Origin of the sequence: Micromonospora sp. RV43 (genome assembly GCF_001029515.1) — a bacterium.
GTDB lineage: Bacteria > Actinomycetota > Actinomycetes > Mycobacteriales > Micromonosporaceae > Micromonospora > Micromonospora aurantiaca.
Genome location: NZ_LEKG01000056.1, coordinates 18,003 through 38,807 on the forward strand (window position 1 = coordinate 18,003; position 20,805 = coordinate 38,807).

A 20,805-nucleotide genomic window follows, 5' to 3' on the forward strand; every position below is an offset into this window, starting at 1 on the left:
GGGCGGCCCCGCCCGGTGATGTTTCCCGGGACCGCACCGGCGGCCGAGATTTCCGGCCCCGTCGCGCTTCCCCCCAGGACCGACGGGGCCGGTCGGCGGTCAGCCGGCCTCCTCCTCCAGCAACGCCAGCACCGACTTCTCCACCGCCTCGCGCGGCATCTCCGGCTGCACCGGCGCCAGCACCCCGTCGTGGTAGAGGTCGACCACGCGCGGGTCCACGTACGAGGTCCGGGCCACCGTCGGGGTGTTGCCGAGCAGTTCGGCCACCGAACGCATCACCCCCGCCACGGCGCGCCTGCGGGCGGTGGCGGAGCGCTGCGGACCCACAGTGGCCAGTTCGGCGGCGGCCAGCACCGTCGCGTGCCAGGTACGGAAGTCCTTCGCGGTCATCTCGCCGCCGCTGGCATCGCGCAGGTAGTCGTTCACCTCGTCGCTGCGCACGTCGCGCCAGGAGCGGCCGTCCCAGTAGCCGAACAGCCGTTCCTGGGCGCGCCGGCGACGGCGCAGGTTGAGCAGCACCCGGCACAGTTCGGCGTCCTCGATCCGGCGGACCTGGTCGATGCCGCCCTTGGCCGGGAACTCGAACACCACGCAGCCGCCCCGGGAGCGGGCGTGCTCGGGGCGCAGCGTGGACACGCCGAACGTCGGGTCGTCGCCGGTGGCGTACTGGTCGCTGCCGACCCGGAACGCGCCCATGTCGAGCAGCCGGGCGACGGTGGCCAGCACCCGTTCGCGGCGCAGGCCGCGCAGCGCCAGGTCGTGCGTGACCCGGTCGCGCAGCACGGGCAGCCGGTGCGCCACCTCCAGCACGTGGTCGAACTTGGCCTCGTCGCGCTTGCGCCGCCAGCCCGGGTGGTAGAGGTACTGCTTGCGGCCCGCCGCGTCGATGCCGGTGGCCTGGATGTGGCCGTTCGGGTACGGCGAGATCCACACGTCCCGCCAGGCGGGCGGGATCACCAGCTCGCGCAGCCGGGTCAGCTCCCCGGCGTCGCGCACCGGCTCGCCGGCCGGGTCGAGGAAGAGCCAGCCCTTGCCGCGCCGCCGGCGCGCGTATCCCGGCCGGCCCGGATCGCTACGCCGCAACCGCACCGGAGACCCGTTCCACGTCTGCCACCGCAGCCACCACCTCGTCGATCCCGATGGCATCCAATGTCGGGTGGGTTCCTACCCCGCCCGACCCGGTCGAATCCGGGTTGACGGGCGTGGGCTCGATCGCACCCAGCGCCCGGTGCCGGGGCCGGTCCGGCGGCGGGCCCCAGTGCGCCGCCGGCACCGGGCCGAACAGCACCACCGACGCGGTGCCGTAGCCGGTGGCGAGGTGCGCCACGCCGGTGTCCCCGCTGACCACCAGCCGCGCGCCCGCGACGAGCGCGGCCATCTCGGCCAGTCCGGTCCGGCCGGCCAGCACCGCCTCCGGCGGCAGCCCGGCGTCGCGGGCGACCCGCTCGGCCAGCGCCCGCTCGTCCGGCGAGCCGGTGACCGCCACCCGGTGCCCGCGCGCGGCCAGCTCCCGGGCCAGCCCGGCGAACCGGTCCGCCGGCCAGCGCTTCGCCGGGATCTTGCCGCCCGGGTGCAGCAGCGTCACCCCGGCCGGTACGCCGGTCAGCGCCGGACGCCGCAGCGCCAGGTCCCCCGGGTCGGCCGGCAGCCCGTACGCGTGCAGCAGGCGGCACCAGCGGCGGACCTCGTGCTCGTCGTCGTCCCAGGCCGGGCCGTCCGGGTGCCCGGCGCCCGGGTTGCTGTGGGCGAGCAGCCGGCCGGGGCGTACGGCGGCCAGCGCCCGGTGCGACTGCGGCCCACGGCCGTGCAGGTTGACCGCCACCTCGGGGGGCGGGCCGGTCCACGCGATCCGGTCCGGCCCGGCGGTGGGCAGCACCCGGTCGACCGCCCCGGTCAGCTCCGCCAGCGGCGCCAGCCAGCCCGGCGCGGCGAGCACCAGCTCCCGGCCCGGCAGGCCGGCGCGCAGGCCACGCAGCGCCGGCACGGCGGTGGCCAGGTCGCCGACCCCGAGCGCCCGCAGCACCAGGATCACGGGTACGAGGACTCCTGCGCGGCGCAGACCACCATCTCGCGTACCGCGCAGCCGGCCGGCTGGGACAGCGCGAACATGACGGCGGCGGCGGTGTCGGCCGGCTCGTTGAGCACCGCGTCCGGGCCGGGGCGGTACTGCGCGTCCCGCTCGTCGAAGAACGCGGTCCGCATCCCGCCCGGGATCAGCAGCGTCACGCCGACAGCGCCGGCGAGTTCCGCGGCGAGCGCCCGGGTGAAGCCCACCACCCCGAACTTCGCCGCGCAGTACGCTGTCGCGTCGCTGACCGCCTTCACCCCGAGCGTGGAGGCCACAGTGACGATGCTGCCCCGGGACGCCTCCAGCCAGGGCAGCGCGGCCCGGATCACCGCAGCGGTGGCGAGCAGGTCCACTGTGACGATCCGCTCCCAGGTCTCGGCCGGGATGTCGGCCAGCTTCCCGGGCACGTCCATCCCGGCGGCGGTGACCACGGCGTCCAGCCCGCCGGAGCGTTCCGCGAGGTCGCGGGTGGCGGCCTCGGCGGCGCGGGTGTCGGCCAGGTCGCACTCGACCCAGGGCACCCCGTCGGCGGGGCGCTGCCGGTCCAGCACCAGCGGGCGCCCACCGGCGCGGGCCACCGCGGCGACCACCGCCGCGCCGAGCCCGCTGGAGCCGCCGGTGACCAGGACGGTCGGCCCGGCTCCGGGCGCGCCGGCGCTCACGCCGCCACCGTCGGACCGGCGGGCGCGACCGCGCTGGGTCGGATGCGTCGCTCGTTCATCGTGCTCCCTTCGCCGTGGACCGGACCTGCGCGACGGCCTCGGCCGGGTCGCCCGACGCGGCCGGCCAGCCGCCGCTGCCCCGCCCGGCCCGCGCCGCCGCGATCATGTCGGTGGTCGAGCGCCCGTCGAGGTACGGCACGACCACCGTGTGACCGCCCCAGCGGGCCAGGATCTCCGTCTCGGGCAAGGTCTCCGGGCCGCCGCCGCTGGCGTAGTCGCCGCCCTTGACCCAGATGTCCGGGCGCAGCCAGGACAGCGCCGCCTCCGGTGTCGGCTCGTCGAAGATCAGCACCGCGTCGACGCAGCCGAGCGCGGCGAGCAGCCGCCCCCTGTCGCCCTGCGGCACGACCGGGCGCTCCGGACCCTTGAGCCCCGCCACGCTGGCGTCGGAGTTGAGGCAGACCACCAGGCAGTCGCCGAGCTGCCGGGCCGCCTGGAGCGTCGCCACGTGCCCGGCGTGCAGCAGGTCGAAGCAGCCGCCGGTGGCGACCACCGTGCCGCCGGCCGCACGTACCCGCGCCACCACCTCGCCGGCCGCCCCGGCGCCGATCCGGTCCCCGCCGCCGGTGACCACCGCCGGGGCGACCGCCCGCACCGGCGCGGGCAGCGCGGCGGCGACACCGCCGCCGGCCACGTACGCCGACGCCTCGGTGACCGCCTCCTGCACCGCCTCGGACACGAGCGCGCCCCGGGCCAGGGCCAGCGTCGCGGTGGACGCGAACCGGTCGCCGGCCCCGCAGGTGTCCCCCTCGGCGGGCGGCGCCGGCACCACCAGGGGCGTGGACCCGGCGTGGCTGAGCAGCGCGCCGTCGCCGCCGAGCGTCACCGCCACCGCGCGCGCCTGCCAGCGGCGGCGCAAGGCGTGCGCGCTACGCGACGCGACGGCCAGGCGGGAGCCGCCCGGCGGCGTCTTGGCCAGCTCGCGGGCCTCCGGCTCGTTCGGGGTGGCCAGGTGCACGCCGGGTACGGCGGCCGGCCCGCGCGGATGCGGATCCCAGACCACAGGCGCCCGGGTTGCGGCCAGCGCCGCGCGCAGCGCCGGATGCCCGGCCACGCCCCGGCCGTAGTCGCTCACCAGCACGGCGGACGCGTCGGCGATCAGCCGCAGCACGGCGTCGCTGGGCTGACCGGGCGCACCGGCGCTCCCGCCCCGGTCGTGGCGCAGCAGCACCCGTCCGCGCGCCCGCAGCCGGATCTTCTCCGGGGTGGCGCCGGCCAGCGGAAGCGCGTACAACCGGACCCCGGCGGCGGCGAGCAGCGTGCCCAGCCGGGCCCCGCCCGCGTCGTCGGCGACGGCGGTGACCAGCGCGACCTCGGCGCCCTGCGCGGCGGCGAAGACGGCGGCCAGCCCGGCGCCACCGGGCCGGTCGACGGATACGGTCTCGTCCAGCACCGGCACCGGGGAGTCCGGGCAGAGCCGGTTCACCAGACCTTCGACGTCGCGGTCCAGCAGCGTGTCACCGAGCACCACCACCGGTCCCCTCATGCCGGGCCTCCCCGGCCGGCCGTCGCCGTCGGGTCCGGCTCGCCGACGACGACCTCGACACCCGCGCGTACCGGCCCGGCCACCGGCTGGGCGGCGAGCGCGGCGGGCAGCGCCAGCTCGACGTACTCGCAGAGCACGTGCGAAGCCACCAGATGCAGTTCCTGCACCACCTGCCCGTCCGGCGAGTCGATCGCCAGATGCTCGTGGCAGAGGTCGGCGAGGGGGTTGGGTGCGGGTCCGGTGAAGGCCCAGCAGCGCAGGCCCGCCTGGTGTGCGGCGTGGGCGGCGGTGAGGAGGTTGGTGCTGGCGCCGCTGGTGGTCATGAGCAGGAGGTGGTCGTGGGGCCGGCCGTGGGCGCGGACCTGCCGGGCGAAGGTTTCGTCGTATCCGTAGTCGTTGGCGATGGCGGTGACGGCGCTGGTCTCGGCGTGCAGGGCGATGGCGGAGAGGGGTTGGCGGTCGTGGCGGAGTTTGCCGACGAGTTCGGCGGTGAGGTGCTGGGCTTCGGCGGCGCTGCCGCCGTTGCCCGCCACCAGCAACCGGCCACCGGCGGCGAGCCGCTGCGCCAGCTCCTCGCCCCAGCGGGCCAGCATCTGCTCCGCCTCCCGCAGCGGCAGCAACGCGGCGGCCAGCAGGCTCAGGTGGTCCTCCAGCACCGTCGCGCCGGCGGCCGGCGTCCCGGCCGTCATCAGGCGACCACCCGGGTCGGGCGGCGCACGGTGGCCACCTCGCCGTACAGCTCGGTGAGGCGGTCCGCGGTGGTGGCCCAGGAGTAGCGGGTGCGGGCCCGCTCCAGCGCGGCGGTGGCGTAGGCGAAGCGGCGGATCCGGTCGCCGAGCAGGCCCCGGAGCGCCGCGCCGAGGGCGGCCGGCTCCCGGGGCGGCACCAGGTCGCCGGTACGTCCGGCCACCACCGTGTCGATCAGCCCGCCGACAGCCGTCGCGACCACCGGTACGCCGCAGGCCATCGCCTCCAGCGGGGTGAGCCCGAACGGCTCGTACCAGGGGGCGGCCACGAGCACGTCGGCCGACCGGTACCAGCGGCCCATCTCCTCCCGGGGGACCGCGCCGACCAGCCGTACCCGGTCGGCGACGCCGAGCGAGTGGGCCAGCGCGCGCAGGCGCAACGCGTACGGGTCGGTCTCCAGCAGCCCGGCCGGCGGCCCGCCGACGACGACGCACTCGGCATCCGGCACCTCGGCGACGGCCCGGATGACGTCCTGGAAGCCCTTGCGTTCGACCAGCCGGCCGACGGTGAGGACGCGGGCCCGGCCGCCGTCACGGTCGGCGACCGGGCCGAGCGGGGAGAACGTCGTGAGGTTCACCCCCGACGGCACGACAGTCATCCGGGACCGGGGTACGCCCATCCGGACCAGTTCGGCGACCTCGTCCTGGCACTGGGCGACCACCCGGTCCACCGAGCGGCCCAGCTTCCGCTCGTGCTCGACCCGGCCCGGCGGGCTGGTGTCCTGCACGCCCTGGTGGCGGCGCTTGACGGTGCCGAGCGCGTGGTACGTCTGCACCATCGGCACGCCCGCGCGGCGGGCCGCGGCGAGACCCGCGAGCCCGCTCATCCAGAAGTGCGCGTGCACCACCTCGGGCTGCCAGTCGCCGGTGCGCCACCGGTCGGCCAGCCACTGCCCGAACGACGGCATGTACGGCAGCAGGTCGTCCTTGGCCACCGGTTCGGCCGGCCCGGCCGGTACGTGGACCACCTCGTACCCGTCCGGGGTGCGGACGCTCACCGGCAGGTCCACCGCGTCGAGGCGGGTGTAGACGCGCACGTCGTGACCGGCGGCCGCGAGCGCGGCGGAGAGCTCCGCGACATGCGTGTTCTGGCCACCGGCGTCCTCCCCGCCGAGGACGGCGAGCGGGCTGGCATGCTCCGAGATCATCGCGATGCGCATACTTCCTCCTCCAGCAGCCGGTCCCAGTCGGCGAGGAATCGATCCAGGCCGTAGCGGTCCCGGGCGGCGGCCCGGGCCACGGCGCCCGCCCGGCGGGCGGACTCCGGGTCGTCCAGCAGGCCACGGGCGGCGTCGACGAGCGTGTCGACGCGGGTGGACAGCGCGCCCGCGGCAGGCGGCACCGCCTCCACCGCCTCGGTCGTGGCCAGTGCCACCACGGGCATGCCCATGGTCATGGCCTCGACGAGGCTGAGGCCGAGTGAGGTCCAGCGGCACAGGTGCAGGTACGCGCGCCGTTTGGCGAGTTCGGCGTGCATGGCGTGCTGGGGTACGTCGTCGTGGCTGGTCAGCCGGTCCTCGGGCAGGCCGAGGTGGGCGGCGAGACCGTCCACCTTCATGCCGTAGACGTCCAGCGGCGCCAGCGCGGCGAACCGGGCGAGCAGGTCGGTGCCGGTGACCCGCCAGCGGCGTACCGGCTCGTTGATGACCACGGCGAGGCGGTCGAGTTCCCCGGTCCACTCGACGTTCGGCGGTACGACGCCGTGGTCGACGACTGTGGTCCTGGTCGCGCCGTTGTCCCAGAACAGCTCGTTGAACGCGGTGACGTGCGTGAGCAGCAGGTCGTCGCGGTCGGCCATCGGGTGCCGGGTGTTCGGCACGTCGCCTTTCGGGGTGTTGTGCTCGACGTAGATGGCCGGCACGTCCCGGCCCGGCCGGCGGCCGAGCCACTCCGCCGCCAGGTCGAGTTCCTCCGGGCGTTGCAGGATCACCAGGTCCACGTCGGTGTCGCGCAGGTCTTCGGGAGTGACCTCGACGGCGCTGTCCGGCCACGGGTAGGTGCGCGCCCGGCCCAGCCCGTACGGACCCCGGTCCGGCGTGACAGGCACCAGGTAGCGGTGCTTGCCGTGCACGAAGGAGGTCGTCCACGACCCGTGGACGTGCCACAGCAGGATGTTCATCCGGCCACCCCGCCCGCCACCGGTGCCGGCACGCCGAGCAGCCGCAACGCCTCCAGGACCCGTCCCGGCTCGACAGCCGACAGGCACGGGTGGCCGGGGACCGGGCAGACGGTGGCGCGGGTGTCCCGGCACGCCGCCCCCGCGTCGCCGAGCCGCACCGTCGGCACCCGGTAGGGCCCCCACTGCCCGAACGGCACCGTCGGCGCGAACAGGCTCACCACCGGCACGCGGAGCGCGGCGGCCAGGTGCGCCGGGCCGGTGTTGCCCACCACCAGCGCCCCGGCGCCGGCGATGACCGCCGCCAGGTCGTCCAGCCCGGTCCGCCCGCCCAGGTCGACGCCGCCCGCCGCGGCGACGCGCGCGGTCAGCTCCCGCTCGTCCGGTCCGCCGGTGACCACGACCCGGTAGCCTGCGGCGCCGAGCACGCGGACCACGCGGGTGGCCAGTTCCTCCGGGCAGGCGCGGGTCTCCACCGACGATCCGGGGTGCAGGACCACGTAGCCGGGTTCGCCGGCGTCGGCCGCGCGCGGCGGAAGCCGGTCGGTGCGGATGCGCAGCGCCGGTTCGTCATGGCCGGGCAGCGCGAAGCCGGCTGCGGCGGCGAGGGACAGGGCGCGTTCGGGTTCGGGTACGCCTGCCGGGACGCGGTGGCGGACGTCGAGCAGGCTGCCGGGGTAGTCGTCGCTGATGGCGCTGATCCGGGGTACCCCGGCCAGGCGCAGAAGCAGGGCCAGGGGCAGGGCGGACTGGTGGAAGGAGGTGAACACGACCGCCTCGTCGGCGCGTACCTCCGACAGCCGGTCGGTCAGCGCGCGCACGGCGCCGGGGTCGACGGGTGGGGCGGGCGCGTCGATCCACGGCAGCGGCGCCTCGATGATCTCGTCCACGCCTGGGAGCAGTTCGGCGGCGGCCCGGCCGCGTGGCCCGCACAGCAGCACCACCCGCTGCGCGCCGGCCGCGACCGCCCGGATGCCCGGACCGGTCACCAGCACGTCGCCCGCCGCGTCGCTGCGCACCACCAGCACCGTGTCCCGGCGTGACCGGCGCGCGGGCTGCGGCGCGGCCGTCAGGCGCATCCGGGCCAGCACGATGCCCACCGCGTCCGGCAGGTCGGCCGCGACAGTGGGCGCGGCAGCCACCTCGGCGGCCCGGGTGGCGGGCGTGGGCACCATGATCGCCGCGGCGCCGGCCGCGGCGGCGGCTGCCGTGTCCGCGCCGATGTCCCCGATCACCACGCAGCGGGTCGGCGTGGTCCCGAGCGCGGCCGCGGCCTCGTGCACGAGGCCGGGCGCGGGCTTGCGGCAGACGCACCCGTCGGCCTCGGCGTGCGGGCAGATCGCCCAGTGGTCGAAGGGCCCGAGCAGTTCCTCCACCCGGGCGTTGACCAGACGCAGGTCGTGCGCCGTGAAGCAGCCCCGGGCCAGGCCGGACTGGTTGGTGACCACCGCCAGCCGCAACCCGGCCGCCCGCAACCGGTCCAGCGCCTCCCGGGCGCCCGGCACCGGCCGGACCTTCTCCGGGTCGCCGTTGTACGGCACATCCTCCACCAGCGTGCCGTCCCGGTCCAGCAGGACCGCGTCGTACAGGCCGGACGGGAACCGGTCAGCACCCGGGTCAACCCGGGCTGACCTGCACTGATCCCGCTCGTGGTCCCGTCGCACGGGCGGCGGGTTCCCGAGGCCCCGAGGAGTAAACGTCGACGTCGGCGCCAGGCCGCCCCGCCGGTGCCGCACAGCCGGGTGCACGCCTGCCACGACCGGCCCGGTCCGGCGATACCCGCCGCCCCGGAGAAGCTAACCCGGATCGCCGTTAGCGACGGCCCGCGCCGGGGTACCGCTCGGTGATGGCGGTTGTGGAGAAGGTGATCGACGCGCCCCCGGAGCAGGTCTTCGAGGTGCTCGCGGACGGGTGGACGTACAGCGACTGGGTGGTGGGCACCGCGCACGTGCGGGACGTGGACGACACGTGGCCGCGCGTCGGCAGCCGGCTGCACCACCGGGCCGGGCCGTGGCCGTTCTCGCTCCAGGACAAGTCGACGGTGCTGGAGTGCCAGTCGCCGCACCGGCTGGTGCTGCGCGCCGGGCTGTGGCCGGCCGGGGAGGCGATCGTGGCGTTCGCCCTGGAGCCGCTGGACGACGGCAGGACCCGGGTGACGATCGGCGAGGACTTCGCCGCCGGGCCGCTGCGGTGGGTCCGGACCAAGCTCAACGACCTGGTGCTGCATCTTCGCAACCGGGAGACGCTCGCCCGGCTGTCCGACATCGCGACGAGGCAGAAGCCGGAGCGGTGATCGATCGGTGGCGGGGCGTCTGTGCGGCTGCCGCGCGAGGGACTGGCTACCCTCTCAGGTGAACCTGTCGGCTGACCGAGGATGTCCGTGATGATCGAACCCGTGCAGTTACCCTCCCCGTGGGGGGATGCGCGCCTGACCGTCGTCGTTCCGACCTACAACGAGGCGGGCAACCTCCCGGTGCTGGTCGAGCGCCTCCTCGCGCTGCCGCTGCCGGGGCTGAAGGTGCTGGTCGCCGACGACAACTCCCCGGACGGTACCGGCGAGGTCGCCGACAAGCTGGCCATCGAGCACCCGGACCGGGTGACGGTGCTGCACCGCCCGGGCAAGGAGGGTCTCGGCCGGGCGTACGTGGACGGCATCGGCCGGGCGCTCGACGACGGCGCGGACTTCGTCGCGCAGATGGACGCCGACCTGTCGCACCCGCCGGAGGCGCTGCCCGGCATGCTCGGCGCGCTGCTGTCCACCCAGGCTTCGGTGGTCATCGGCTCGCGCTACGTGCCCGGCGGTGAGCTGGACGAGAACTGGCCGCTGTACCGGCGCGCGCTCAGCGGCTGGGCGAACCTGTACGTGCACACGCTGCTGCGGGTACGCATCCGCGACCTGACCGCCGGCTTCAAGATCTGGCGGGCGGATGCGCTGCGCGCGATCGGGCTGGACCGGGTGCAGTCCAACGGCTACAGCTTCCAGGTGGAGATGCACTACCTCGCCACCAAGCTGGGCCACACGATCCTCGAGGTGCCGATCCGCTTCGAGGAGCGCCGCGACGGCGACTCGAAGATGACCACCGCCACGAAGATCGAGAGCGCGCTGATGCCGTTCAAGCTGCGCAGCCGGCACCGCAACCTGGACTCCTGACCCGCTCTCCCGCACCTCCACCGCGCCCTCACGCTGCGTCATTGTCACCGCGCGTGAGGGCGCGGTCGTCCCGCCACTTTCCTCGTCGACCCCTTTGCTCTGCAGCCATCGGCGCAGCACCGCCCTGAGCAGGGACGCTGTCCGGGACATTGTTTCGCCGGGCGCCCGCTGCGGACACGCTGCGTGACCGATGCGTATGCGGGTGCAGAGCAAAGGCGGTGGTGCGTTGATACCGCCGGGGCAGCGCCGAATACTCAGCGTTACGCACCGTGAACGGCCGTCAGCCGTCGATTGCGCGGCGGCGATCAGCCGTCGGCGCAGTCGGCGGTCAGCCGACACCGCTTTGAGCGCCTCGTCGCGAACAGCTCGCAGATCTTGGTAGGAAACGGCCCCCACAGGGGCACTTTCGTACCAAGATCTATGGCTGCATCCGGGTGGAGGCGCGGTCGGGTCAGCGGTAGACGGTGCGGTGGGCGGCGGCGATCGTCCGGGCGTACACCGCGCCGGTGACGGCCCGGTCGCGGGCCAGCGCGGCCCGCGCCGCGTTCGCCCCCGGCGCGCCGTGGACGCCGCCGCCCGGGTGGGCGGAGGCGCTGGCCAGGTAGAGCCGGTCCACCGGGGTGTCGGCCCGGCCCAGGCCGGGGATCGGCCGCAGGAACAACTGCTGGTACGCCGCGGCAGTGCCGCCGCCCAGCGCTCCCCCGACCAGGCTCGGCTCGGCGGCCTCCAGGTCGGCCGGGCCGGCCACGTGGCGCCCGACGATCGACGCCCGGAAACCCGGCGCCGCCGTCTCCAGCACCTCCTCCATCCGCTCCACGTGCCCCGCCACCTCCTCGGCCCGCCAGTTCCGGCGGAACGGCAGGTGGGTGTAGGACCAGAGCGACTCGGTGCCGGGCGGTGAGTGACTCGGGTCGGCCACCGACATCTGTCCCACCAGTAGGAACGGATCCCGTGGCAGCTCGCCGCGGGCCAGCTCGGCCGCGTACGTGGTGAGGCCGTCGAGGTCGGCGCCCAGGTGCACGGTGCCGGCGCCGGCCAGGTCGCGGTTCTTCCACGGCACCGGCGCGGACAGCGCCCAGTCGACCTTGAGCGTGGAGCCGTCCCACTTGAAGTGCGCCAGGTCCTCGACCATCCGGGGCGGCAGCGCCGCCGCGCCGACCAGGTCGAGGAAGAGCGCAGGCGCTGGTACGTCGGCGAGCACGGCGCGCCGGGCCCGCCAGTCGGTGCCGCCTGCGGTGCGTACGCCCATCGCCCGGCCCCGGGCGGTGAGCACCCGCTCGACCCGGGCGCCGTACGTGATCCGCCCGCCCCGCTCGACCAGCCGCGCCACCAGCGCGTCGGTGATCTTCTGGGCGCCGCCCACCGGCACCGGCCAGCCCACCTGCTGGCCGAGCATGGCGAGCAGCCAGCCGTACACGCCGGAGCCGGCCTCCTCCGGGGACAGGTCGGTGTGCAGGGCGCATCCGGCCAGCAGCACAGTGCCGCCCTCGCCCTCGAACAGCTCCGCGCCGAGCTTGCGGACCGGGAGCACGAGGCGGCGGGCGAGCCGGAGCGCGCCGCCGACCCGGAGCTGCCGCAGCAGGCCCAGTCCGCCGCGTACCGGCGGGAACGGGGTGGTGATCGTCTGCAACATCGGCTCGGAGACCTGGCACCAGTCGGCGTACGCGTGCCGCCAGCGCTCCCCGTCGCCGGGCGCGAACGCCTCCAGCGAGGCGGCGGTGGCGTCCAGGTCGCGGTTGACCACTGCGGCCCGGCCGTCCGGTAGCAGGTGCGCCAGCACGTCCGGCGCGTGCGTCCAGGACAGGCCGTGCCGTTCCAGGCCCAGCCCGTCGAGCACCGGGGAGGCGTAGCCGAGCGGGTAGAAGGAGCTGTAGAGGTCGCTGAGGTAACCGGGCGCGGTCACGTACGCGGAGCGGACGGCCCCGCCGGGCGCCTCGGTGGCCTCCAGGACCTCGACGTCCCAGCCGGCGTCCACCAGCAGGTTCGCGGCCACCAGCCCGTTGTGCCCGGCCCCGATGACGACGGCGTCTGCGGTGGAGGTCATCCGATCCGCCTACCCGGCCGGTCACCGGGCGAAACGCGTTTGCCCAGCCCATGCCGGGGCAAGCACGGCCGCATGTACACGGTTGCGCAGCTCATTGGTGGAGTGTGGGGCGCCGGCGGCGAGGGCGGCGAGCTGGTCGTCCACGATCCGGCGGACGGGTCGCCGGTGACGCGGACGCCGGTCGCGACGGCCGACGAGGTGGCCAAGGCGGTGGAGGCGGCCCGGGGCGTGGCGGCGGAGTGGGCCGCGACCGCGCCCGCGGACCGGGCCGCGGCGCTGCACCGGGCGGCGGACGCCGTCGAGGCGGCGGCCGACGAGTTGGCCGAGGCGACCACGGCGGAGATGGGCAAGCCGCTCGACGACGCGCGGGGCGGGGTGGCGGCGGGCGTCGGCACGCTGCGACAGTACGCCGAACTGGCCCCGCTACGGGGCGGCCGGACGCTGCACGGCGCGCACGGCGCGCTGGACTTCATGGCTCCCGAGCCGCGCGGCGTGGTCGCCGCGATCACCCCGTGGAACGACCCGGTGGCGGTGTCCTGCGGCTTGCTCGGCGCGGCGCTGGTCACCGGCAACGTGGTGGTCTACAAGCCGAGCGAGCGGACCCCTGCCACCGGCTGGCTGCTCGCCCGCGCGCTGGACTCGGCGTTGCCGGCCGGGGTGCTGTCGCTGATCACCGGCGGCGGCGAGGTCGGCGCCGCGCTGGCCGGGCAGGAGCTGGACGTCATCGCGCACGTCGGTTCCACTGCGACCGGCCGGGTGATCGCCGCCGCGGGCGCGCGTACCGGGGCGAAGGTGCTGCTGGAGAACGGCGGCAGCGATCCGCTCGTGGTGGACGCGGACGTCGACCCGATCTGGGCGGCCGAACAGGCGGCGCTCGGCTGCTTCGCCAACGCCGGTCAGATCTGCGTGGCGGTGGAGCGGATCTACGTGCACCGCGACGTCGCCGAGGGCTTCCTGGACGCGCTCGTGGCGCGCGCCGAGGCGCTCACAGTGGGCCCCGGCCGTGACCCGGGCACACAGCTCGCGCCGCTCGTGGACCGGCGGCACCGGGACCACGTGCACGGGCAGGTGACCGCCGCGCTCGCCGACGGTGCCCGGGTACGCGCCGGCGGCGTGCTGCCGGACGGACCGGGCGCGTTCTACCCGGCCACCGTGGTCGAGGGCTGCCGCCACGACATGGCGCTGGTCCGGGAGGAGACGTTCGGGCCGGTAGCCCCGGTGGTGGTGGTCGACTCGTTCAGCGAGGGGCTGCGGTGCGCGGCCGACTCCCCGTACGGGCTGGCCGCCACAGTGCTGACCGGCTCGATGAGCCATGCCCAGCGCGCCTGGCGGGAACTGCCGGTCGGCACCGTGAAGATCAATTCGGTGTTCGGCGGGGCGCCGGGTGGCGCGGCCCAGCCGCGCCGGGGCAGTGGCCAGGGCTTCGGGTACGGCCCGGAGCTGCTGGACGAGTTCAGCACCGTCAAGGCGGTGCACCTGGAGGCGCCGGGCGGCGGCCACTGGTGAGACGGCACAGAGCGAGCCCGGGACCGCCTCGGTCCCGGGCTCGACGCGTACCCCAGGGGTCAGCGACCCCCGCGGGCCTTGCGGGTCGCGTTGTTGTTGGCCTTCTCGATCGCCGTGACCAGTTCCGGCTTGGTCATCCGGGACCGGCCACGCACGTCCAGTTTCTTCGCCACCTCCATGAGGTGGTCCTTGGTGGCGTTGGCGTCCACCCCGCCGGCCGTCGGCGCGCGCCGGGCCGGGCCGCCGCCTTCGGCCTGCTTGTCGCTGGGCCCCTTGCGGCCCTTGGGCTCCCAGTGGTCGCCCACCTTCTCGAACTCGTGCTTGACCGCGGCGAAGGCGGTGCGGTGCGCCCGCTCCCCCTCGCCGTACGTCTCGACCGCCGAGTCGTGCGTCTTCTCCCAGGTCCGCTGCGCCTTCGCCGGGGAGCGCCGCAGCGTGCTGGGCAGTACCTCGCGCCCGGGCATCTCGTCCTCCTCCTGGAGTCTCGATCGGGTGTCTGGTGTGGTTCCCTCCCGCCCGGCGGGCAAACCGGCACCCGGTTTGTCGATTTCCCCCCGGGGGTACCGCCCGGCCACGCCCGGTGGCGGGGCCTGGAGGAGGCGGACATGACCGTGACGACACCACAGACGGTCGACGGCCGGACGCGGTCCCGTCTCCCCCGCCGGATCCGCCAGCTCAACTGGCGCACCTGGCGCGGCGTGCTGGTACGCAGCGGCAAGGGCTTCGTCACCGACAACTGCGCGGACTGGGCCGCGGCGCTCACCTACTACGGCGTGCTGGCCCTGTTCCCGTCCACGATCGTGGTGGTCGCGCTGGTCGGCCTGGTCTCCGACGGCCCGCGCACCGTCGACACCGTGATCGACCTGGCCCGGGAGATCGGCGCCGGCTCGGTGGTCGGCAACGACGCGTTCGTGGGCGTGGTGCGCAACGTGGTCGAGCAGCAGGGCTCGGCGAAGGTGCTGCTCAGCTTCGGTCTGCTCGGCGCCCTCTGGTCCGCGTCCGGGTTCATCGGCGCGTTCACCCGCGCCTCCAACGCGATCTACGGGGTACGGGAGGGACGGCCGTTCTACCGGCTGCGCCCGTTGCAGATCGGCATGGCCGCGGTGACGATCGTGCTGCTGGCGGTGGTGGCCACCGGGCTGATCGTCAGCGGCCCGGTCACCGACGCGGTGGGTGACCTGCTGCACGCCGGGGCGGTGGCCCGCACGACATGGTCGGTGGCGAAGTGGCCGCTGCTCGCCGTGGTCGCGATGACGCTGCTGTCGCTGCTGTTCTGGATCGCGCCGAACGTCCGCCAGCCGCGGTTCCGCTGGCTCACCCCGGGCGGCGCGCTGGCGCTCGTGGCCTGGGTGCTCGCCTCCTTCGGCTTCGGCCTGTACGTGGCGAACTTCGGCTCGTACGACGTCACGTACGGCAGTCTCGGCGCGGTCATCGCGTTCCTGGTGTGGCTCTACCTGTCCAACTGCGCGCTGATGCTCGGCGTGCAGGTGAACGCCGAGCTGCAACGCGGGCGGGCGATGCAGGCGGGGGTCGAGGAGCCGGACGACCCGGTGCTGCCGCCGCGCGCCCCGGCCGACGACGAGAAGGCGGACGGAGAGAAGACGGCCGACCGGTTGCCGCCCGGATGACCGGCTCTCCCGGCCCGCGCCGGTTTACCGGCGATCCCCCGGGGCATCTCCCAAGGCATGGAACGTGGCAGCAGCAAGCACTCGCCCAGGGTCGACGACCAGATGAGCAGCGAGGTCAGCGGTCTCGTCCAGAGCACCGGGACCGGCGGTTCGCGGGCCGAGGAGTTCCGGATCCCCGAGCCGGCCGGCGAGGACCAGCCGGAGGCCACCACGGCGCCGGCCGGGGAGCTGCGCAGCGGCACGCCGCAAGGCATGAGCTCCGAGGACGTCGAGGCGCGCAGCCGGCTGGGACGGTTCATCACCATGACCGCCCTGCCCGGTGACCGGGACGCGCTGCTGGCAAACGCGCGGGAGAACGAGGCGCCGACGGACATCGTCGCCGCCCTGGAGACCCTGCCCGCGGGCGCCCACTACCAGACGATCTCCGAGGTGTGGGCCGCACTCGGGCACAGGAACGAGACGACGCGCTGGTGAGCGGGCCGGCCCACGGCCCGTACGAGACACACACCGGCGGAAGAGGAGGAACCCCGACATGAGTGGCGTTACCGAGCACGTGGACGTGGACGTCCCGATCCGGACCGCGTACGACCAGTGGACCCAGTTCGAGGAGTTCCCGCACTTCATGGACGGCGTGCAGGAGGTGCGGCAGCTCTCCGACACGATGACCCACTGGACCGTCGAGATCGCGGGCGTGAAGCGCGAGTTCGACGCCGAGATCACCGAGCAGCTGCCGGACGAGCGGGTGGCCTGGCGCTCCACCGGGGGCACCCAGCAGGCGGGCGTGGTGACCTTCCACCGCCTCGACGAGGGGCACACCCGGGTCACGCTCCAGATGGAGTTCGAGCCGCACGGCGTGGTCGAGCAGGCCGGCGACAAGCTGGGCGTGGTCGACCGGCGCGCCAAGGGCGACCTGGAGCGGTTCAAGCAGTTCATCGAGCGGCGCGGTCAGGAGACCGGCGCCTGGCGTGGCGCTGTCGACCGCCCCACCCCCTGAGCCACCTCCCCCGTACCCGAGTTTCGATGGCCGCCGGCGGTGCCGGCGGCCATCGCCGTGTCCGGCCGTTTGCGATCATCCGGTCCGGGTACCGCAGGGGAATGACCGACAACGACCGCCACGTGTGGCGCGACGAGGACCGCACTCCCCTGCACGAGCTGGACCAGGCCATCGCCCGGTCGGCCACGGACGGCCAGGGCGACGACGTCACCGCCAACGACGCCGGCGAGGAGGCCGCGTTCGGGCACGGCCCGGAGGCGGTGGACCGGGGCGCCGGCCCGGAGGCCGAGCGGCGTGAGATGACCGATGCGGACCGGGCCTACCGGCCGTCGACGATCGGGCGGACCGGCCCCGACAGCATGTGATCCGCCGGCGGCTGCGGCACCCGTGCCGATGCCCGCAGCCGCCGGATTCATGCTCGGCCGAAACGACAAAAAGTGCGGTACGGACGGCCGGGAAAACGGACAGCCCATCTAGAATCGGCCGAACGGCTGACGGCACTCCCCCTGATGCGCGCAAGACTTTCGGGATGCAACAGGGCTCCGGTTTCCTCTCCAACCGTCAGCGCAAGCTCGCGTGGCTGGGCTTCCTGCTCGCCGCGCTCCAGGCTCCGGTCTCCGCCCGGTTCACCGAGGACAGCTCCTGGCTGTTCAGCCTGGTGGTGGCGCTGATGGTCGCGACCGTGATCATCGCCGACGACGGCGCCCGCCGCCGCCCGGCCGACGCCCGCTCCTCCGACTGAGTCAGCGCGTGCCGGGGCGAGCCTCGTGCCCCGGCATCCCCCGGCTGCGGCGGCGCTCCTTCATCTCCGCCTCGTAGAGGTGCCGCCGGCCCTCGACCAGCTCGTCGCGGGCCTGCCGGTCCAGCTCCCGGAAGAGCGCGTAGTACCCGTCGTCGAAGTCCTCGACGATCTGGAACGTCCACCGCCCGGCGATGACGTTGCGGCCGAGCAGTTCCCTGTCGATCCGCTCGGCGAGCGCCGGGTGACCGGCGGCGCGGAACATCTCCACCGCGTCGTCGAGCATCAGGTCCGCGTGGCCGATGAGCTGGTGCAGCCCGTACAGGTGGCCGCGGGCCCGCTCGACGCACTCCAGGGCCTCGCTGAGCTTGCCCAGCGCCTCGACCGTGGCGTCACTCACTCCCTCCGGGCGCCGGTGTGCCCGGTCCGGTCCGTCGGCCCGCTGTCCCATCGTGTCCCTCCGTGACCCCGGTCGCGTGGTCTGCGTACCGGACTTCTGCCCCCGCACGGGCGACTCAATCCCGCCGGACGACGAGACCGCTCCCCCGGACGACCCGGGCATCCCCCGCTCGGCCGAGGCCGGCCCGCGGCGGGCGGCGTTAGCCTCGGACACCATGCGCGTGCCGAACAACCGGGTCGCGACCCGCCGCTCCGCGGCCGTGGCCGCGCGGACGACCCTCACCTCGCTGACCGCCACCGTCGGCACCGCCGGCCTCGCCGCGGCCCACGCGAACCCCGGGCTGCTCGCCGAGGTCGACCAGCACGCCGCCGGGGTACGCGACAGCCTCGACGGCGACCGCCGGCCACTGACGGTGGCGGCGCTCGCCGGGTACGTCGAAGGGCTGCGCGACGCGGCGGCCGAGTACGGCTGGACGCCGCCGGCCGAGCCGGTGGACTGGTCCGAGCCGGACTGGACGCTCACCCGCCTGCTCGCGGTGTGCCTGCTGGCCCGCGGGCTGGACCCGCGCCACCTGGCCTGACCCGGACACGGCTACGGGGCGCCCGCGATCGCCCCGCGGACACCCCGTCACCCGTTGCCGTCAGCCGTTCGGCCGGCGGAACTGCTGTGTCTCGTCCCCTGCCTCGCCGGAGCGGTACGTGCCCGCGCCCGACATGGACGACTGCTGCGCCGCCGGTGCCGGTTGCCCGCCCCGGTCGGCCATCCGCCGCTCGTAGTCGCCACGGCCGGCCTGCTGCGCCTGCCGCTGCTGCCGGATCGCCCGGGACTCCTCGGCGGCCCGGTGCAGCCAGCCGTCCCAGCGGTCCTGCATCGGCTTGACCAGACCACCACCGACACCGACGATCAGGATGCCGGCCACGGTGGCGAGGAACGCCACGAGCACCGGTGTGGTCACCGTGGTGGCGATGCCCACCTGGTTCAGCGCGGCGATGATGCCGAGCGCCAGGATGAAGATCGCCGTCACGTCGGCCAGCACCCGGCCGTACGAGAGCCCACCCAGCGCGCCGGAGACCAGGTCCCGGACGGCGTTGGCGATGGCGGCGGCGATCACCACGATCACGATCGCCACGAAGGCCCGCGGCAGCCAGGACACCACCCCGCGGATCAGGTCGCTGATCGCGTTCGGTCCCCACACCCCGAAGGCGAACTGCAGGGTGAACAGCAGGACCGCGTAGTAGGCCAGTTTGGCCAGGATGTCGCTGGCGTCGTACTTGGTGCGTTCCAGGGCCCGTTTGACGCCGCCGCGTTCGACGGCGCGGTCGAATCCCACCCGTTCCAGTGCCGCGTCCACGATTTTGAGGACGGCTCGGGCGATGAGCCAACCCACGACGAGGATCGCGATGAACGCGATCGCCCGCGGTACGAAGAGCAGCACCGACCTCCAGAAGTCGGTCCAGGCCGCACTGATGTCGACCTGTCCGACCGCGAGGGTTTTCGGCATGATGTCCCTCCTGTCGCGTGAACTGCGCCGCCCGCATACCCGGTGACCTGGGCAGCACGCCGAGCCGGACCGGGGCAATTTCCCGACATGCCCTGCCGAACCGGTCTGACCTGCCCGAACATCCGCGCCGCCCGGCACCCGAACCCGCCACGGACGCATGATCGGAACCACCCGGCCACGCTCCGGTTAGGCTGCGGTCATGCCAGGCACCGTCGGTCGGGTTCCCACACCGTCCGCCCCCGCACCGGGAGCGCCCACCGATCCCGTCGTCGGCGGGCAGGCGGCCGGGACCGCCCACCCGTGGGCCGGCACGTCGCTGGGCGCTCCGCACACCTGGGATCCCGCGGTACGCGCCGTGACGGACGTGGTGCTCGCCTCCCCCGTACCGATGGCCCTGCTCCTCGGCGACGACCTGGTGGTCTTCTACAACGACGGGTACGCCGAGCTGATCGGCGACCGGCACCCGGACGCGCTGGGCCGGCCGGCGGCCGAGGCGTTCGCCGAGGTGTGGCGCGACCCGAGCGCCGGCGAGGCGCTGGAACGGGTCTACCGGCACGGCGAGCCGTTCCTGCAACGGGAGGCGGTGCTGCCGGCCGACCGGCAGGGCCCGGCCGAGCCGGCCGTGTTCACCCGGGGCCACTGCCCGGTACGCGACTCCACCGGCCGCATCGTCGGCGTTCTGACCGTCTCGGCGCAGACCACCCAGCTGACCCAGCAGTTGCAGAGCCTGAGCGACTTCGCGGCGGCACTGGCCGGCACGCTCACGCTCGACGACGTGGCCCGGGTGACGTTGCGCTACTGCCTGCACTCCTTCGACGCCGACCGGGTGTCGTTCGCGGTGGACGAGGGCAGCGCGTGGCGGCTGGTCCGCCGCATCCGCGGCGAACTGCTCGACGAGGCCGACGAGCGGCTGCCCCCGCTGTGGCGCCGGATGTCCGCCGAGTCACCGCTGCCCGCGGTGGTGACCGCGCGCAGCGGCGTGGCCTCGTTCACCGCCGACGGGCAGCCGCTGCGCGGCGTCGCGGCGGACCGGCACGACGAGAAGATCCGCGCGCTGGCGGCGCTGCCGCTGCGTACCACGGTGGTCCGGGGCTCGCTGACAGTGGGCTACCGGACGCCGCGCCCCTGGTCCCCCGCCGAACGGGCGCTGCTGACCGCCTCCTCGGAGCTGGTCGGCCAGGCCGCCGAGCGGGCCCGCCGCTTCGAGACCCAGCACGGCACCGCCCAGATGCTGCAACGCAGCATGCTGCCGGAACGGCTCCCGGACCTGCCCCGGCTGCGCATCGCCGCCCGCTACGACCCGGGCGTGGACGGCAACGCGGCCGGCGGCGACTTCTACGACGCGTTCCTGCTGCCGACCGGCGCGCTGGGCGTGGTGCTGGGCGACGTGGCCGGGCACGACGTGCAGGCCGCCGCCCGGATGGGCCAGGTACGCGCCGCGCTGCGCGCGCTCGCCCTGGTCGACTCCCGGCCGGACGCGGTGCTCGACGGGCTGGACCGGCTGGTCGCCAGCCTCGGCGTCGAGGGCGGCACCCAGGAGCTGTTCGTGACAGTGGTCTTCGGCGTGGTCGAGGCGGACCGCGAGCTGGTCACGCTCGCCAGCGCCGGTCATCCCGCGCCGCTGATCCGGCGCGCCGGGCCCGGCGCGGCGGTGGCCGAGTTCGTCGACGTGCCGCCCGCTCCTCCGCTGGGCCTGGGTGGGCG

22 protein-coding genes are annotated in these 20,805 nt (G+C 74.9%); 10 read left to right on the forward strand and 12 right to left on the reverse strand.

Translation table 11 applies throughout. The annotated features are described in order from the left end of the window. Window positions 1–99: 99 nt before the first annotated feature. The 8 genes from ABD52_RS15890 to ABD52_RS15925 are packed head-to-tail and all read right to left on the reverse strand — an operon-like array spanning window position 100 to window position 8,727. Window positions 100–1,089 (reverse strand): DNA topoisomerase IB, encoded by a 990-nt coding sequence (locus ABD52_RS15890; protein WP_047892336.1) that lies wholly within the window; start codon window positions 1,087–1,089, stop codon window positions 100–102. Beyond that, complete coding sequence (locus tag ABD52_RS15895; RefSeq protein ID WP_013285403.1) at window positions 1,073–2,032, reverse strand: glycosyltransferase family 9 protein; 960 nt, start codon at window positions 2,030–2,032, stop codon at window positions 1,073–1,075. The genes ABD52_RS15890 and ABD52_RS15895 overlap by 17 nt, the downstream gene beginning before the upstream one ends. Then, entirely contained in the window at window positions 2,029–2,730 is a 702-nt protein-coding gene (locus ABD52_RS15900) for an SDR family oxidoreductase (RefSeq protein WP_013285402.1), read from the reverse strand. The genes ABD52_RS15895 and ABD52_RS15900 overlap by 4 nt, the downstream gene beginning before the upstream one ends. A gap of 55 nt (window positions 2,731–2,785) precedes the next feature. Next, window positions 2,786–4,276: a PfkB family carbohydrate kinase gene (locus ABD52_RS15905; RefSeq protein ID WP_013285401.1), complete on the reverse strand. Its 1,491-nt coding sequence runs from the start codon at window positions 4,274–4,276 to the stop codon at window positions 2,786–2,788. Continuing rightward, window positions 4,273–4,965 (reverse strand): SIS domain-containing protein, encoded by a 693-nt coding sequence (locus tag ABD52_RS15910; protein WP_047892337.1) that lies wholly within the window; start codon window positions 4,963–4,965, stop codon window positions 4,273–4,275. The genes ABD52_RS15905 and ABD52_RS15910 overlap by 4 nt, the downstream gene beginning before the upstream one ends. After that, window positions 4,965–6,182: a glycosyltransferase gene (locus tag ABD52_RS15915; protein ID WP_047892338.1), complete on the reverse strand. Its 1,218-nt coding sequence runs from the start codon at window positions 6,180–6,182 to the stop codon at window positions 4,965–4,967. Before ABD52_RS15915 ends, ABD52_RS15910 begins: the two co-directional genes overlap by 1 nt. After that, the gene (locus ABD52_RS15920) at window positions 6,167–7,141 is read right to left on the reverse strand and encodes a glycosyltransferase (protein WP_013474832.1); all 975 of its coding nucleotides are present in this window, start codon (window positions 7,139–7,141) and stop codon (window positions 6,167–6,169) included. Before ABD52_RS15920 ends, ABD52_RS15915 begins: the two co-directional genes overlap by 16 nt. Continuing rightward, window positions 7,138–8,727: an HAD-IIIA family hydrolase gene (locus ABD52_RS15925; protein ID WP_235437477.1), complete on the reverse strand. Its 1,590-nt coding sequence runs from the start codon at window positions 8,725–8,727 to the stop codon at window positions 7,138–7,140. Before ABD52_RS15925 ends, ABD52_RS15920 begins: the two co-directional genes overlap by 4 nt. A 257-nt stretch (window positions 8,728–8,984) precedes the next feature. Here ABD52_RS15925 and ABD52_RS15930 point away from each other — a divergent pair, with 257 nt between their 5' ends. Together ABD52_RS15930 and ABD52_RS15935 are read left to right on the forward strand one after the other, a co-directional pair. Then, entirely contained in the window at window positions 8,985–9,431 is a 447-nt protein-coding gene (locus ABD52_RS15930; RefSeq protein ID WP_013285396.1) for an SRPBCC family protein, read from the forward strand. A 90-nt stretch (window positions 9,432–9,521) separates the two neighbouring features. After that, a complete protein-coding gene (locus ABD52_RS15935) occupies window positions 9,522–10,289 on the forward strand; it encodes a polyprenol monophosphomannose synthase (protein ID WP_013285395.1) in 768 nt (255 codons plus the stop codon). Window positions 10,290–10,740: 451 nt separating this feature from the next. Here ABD52_RS15935 and ABD52_RS15940 read toward each other — a convergent pair whose 3' ends face one another. Beyond that, window positions 10,741–12,333, reverse strand: coding sequence for an NAD(P)/FAD-dependent oxidoreductase (locus tag ABD52_RS15940; protein WP_047892340.1), 1,593 nt, complete (start codon window positions 12,331–12,333; stop codon window positions 10,741–10,743). A 72-nt stretch (window positions 12,334–12,405) separates the two neighbouring features. On the opposite strand from ABD52_RS15940, the gene ABD52_RS15945 reads away from it, so the two are divergent. Further along, entirely contained in the window at window positions 12,406–13,839 is a 1,434-nt protein-coding gene (locus tag ABD52_RS15945; protein ID WP_013285393.1) for an aldehyde dehydrogenase, read from the forward strand. A 59-nt stretch (window positions 13,840–13,898) separates the two neighbouring features. Here the strand turns inward: ABD52_RS15945 and ABD52_RS15950 are convergent, their stop codons facing one another. Next, a complete protein-coding gene (locus ABD52_RS15950) occupies window positions 13,899–14,303 on the reverse strand; it encodes a ChaB family protein (RefSeq protein WP_013285392.1) in 405 nt (134 codons plus the stop codon). Between the two features lie 141 nt (window positions 14,304–14,444). Between ABD52_RS15950 and ABD52_RS15955 the strand changes: the two genes are divergently transcribed. From ABD52_RS15955 to ABD52_RS15975, 5 genes are all read left to right on the forward strand, one after another. Beyond that, the gene (locus ABD52_RS15955) at window positions 14,445–15,467 is read left to right on the forward strand and encodes a YihY/virulence factor BrkB family protein (RefSeq protein WP_047892341.1); all 1,023 of its coding nucleotides are present in this window, start codon (window positions 14,445–14,447) and stop codon (window positions 15,465–15,467) included. 57 nt (window positions 15,468–15,524) lie between these two features. Next, the gene (locus ABD52_RS15960; protein ID WP_047892342.1) at window positions 15,525–15,941 is read left to right on the forward strand and encodes a DUF2795 domain-containing protein; all 417 of its coding nucleotides are present in this window, start codon (window positions 15,525–15,527) and stop codon (window positions 15,939–15,941) included. Between the two features lie 58 nt (window positions 15,942–15,999). Then, window positions 16,000–16,461 (forward strand): SRPBCC family protein, encoded by a 462-nt coding sequence (locus ABD52_RS15965; protein ID WP_013285389.1) that lies wholly within the window; start codon window positions 16,000–16,002, stop codon window positions 16,459–16,461. Between the two features lie 101 nt (window positions 16,462–16,562). Continuing rightward, window positions 16,563–16,826 carry a hypothetical protein gene (locus ABD52_RS15970; RefSeq protein WP_030270328.1) on the forward strand — a complete coding sequence of 88 codons (264 nt, stop codon included), beginning with the start codon at window positions 16,563–16,565 and terminating at the stop codon, window positions 16,824–16,826. A 164-nt stretch (window positions 16,827–16,990) separates the two neighbouring features. Next, window positions 16,991–17,203 (forward strand): hypothetical protein, encoded by a 213-nt coding sequence (locus tag ABD52_RS15975; protein WP_013285387.1) that lies wholly within the window; start codon window positions 16,991–16,993, stop codon window positions 17,201–17,203. A gap of 1 nt (window position 17,204) precedes the next feature. Here ABD52_RS15975 and ABD52_RS15980 read toward each other — a convergent pair whose 3' ends face one another. Continuing rightward, window positions 17,205–17,651 carry a hypothetical protein gene (locus tag ABD52_RS15980; RefSeq protein ID WP_047892343.1) on the reverse strand — a complete coding sequence of 149 codons (447 nt, stop codon included), beginning with the start codon at window positions 17,649–17,651 and terminating at the stop codon, window positions 17,205–17,207. A 163-nt stretch (window positions 17,652–17,814) separates the two neighbouring features. Here ABD52_RS15980 and ABD52_RS15985 point away from each other — a divergent pair, with 163 nt between their 5' ends. Continuing rightward, a complete protein-coding gene (locus ABD52_RS15985) occupies window positions 17,815–18,180 on the forward strand; it encodes a DUF6401 family natural product biosynthesis protein (RefSeq protein ID WP_030270331.1) in 366 nt (121 codons plus the stop codon). A 60-nt stretch (window positions 18,181–18,240) separates the two neighbouring features. Here ABD52_RS15985 and ABD52_RS15990 read toward each other — a convergent pair whose 3' ends face one another. Next, window positions 18,241–19,101 (reverse strand): hypothetical protein, encoded by an 861-nt coding sequence (locus ABD52_RS15990; protein ID WP_013474825.1) that lies wholly within the window; start codon window positions 19,099–19,101, stop codon window positions 18,241–18,243. Window positions 19,102–19,300: 199 nt separating this feature from the next. On the opposite strand from ABD52_RS15990, the gene ABD52_RS15995 reads away from it, so the two are divergent. Continuing rightward, the coding region (locus ABD52_RS15995; protein WP_047892344.1) for a SpoIIE family protein phosphatase at window positions 19,301–20,805 on the forward strand (1,505 nt) is incomplete at its 3' end.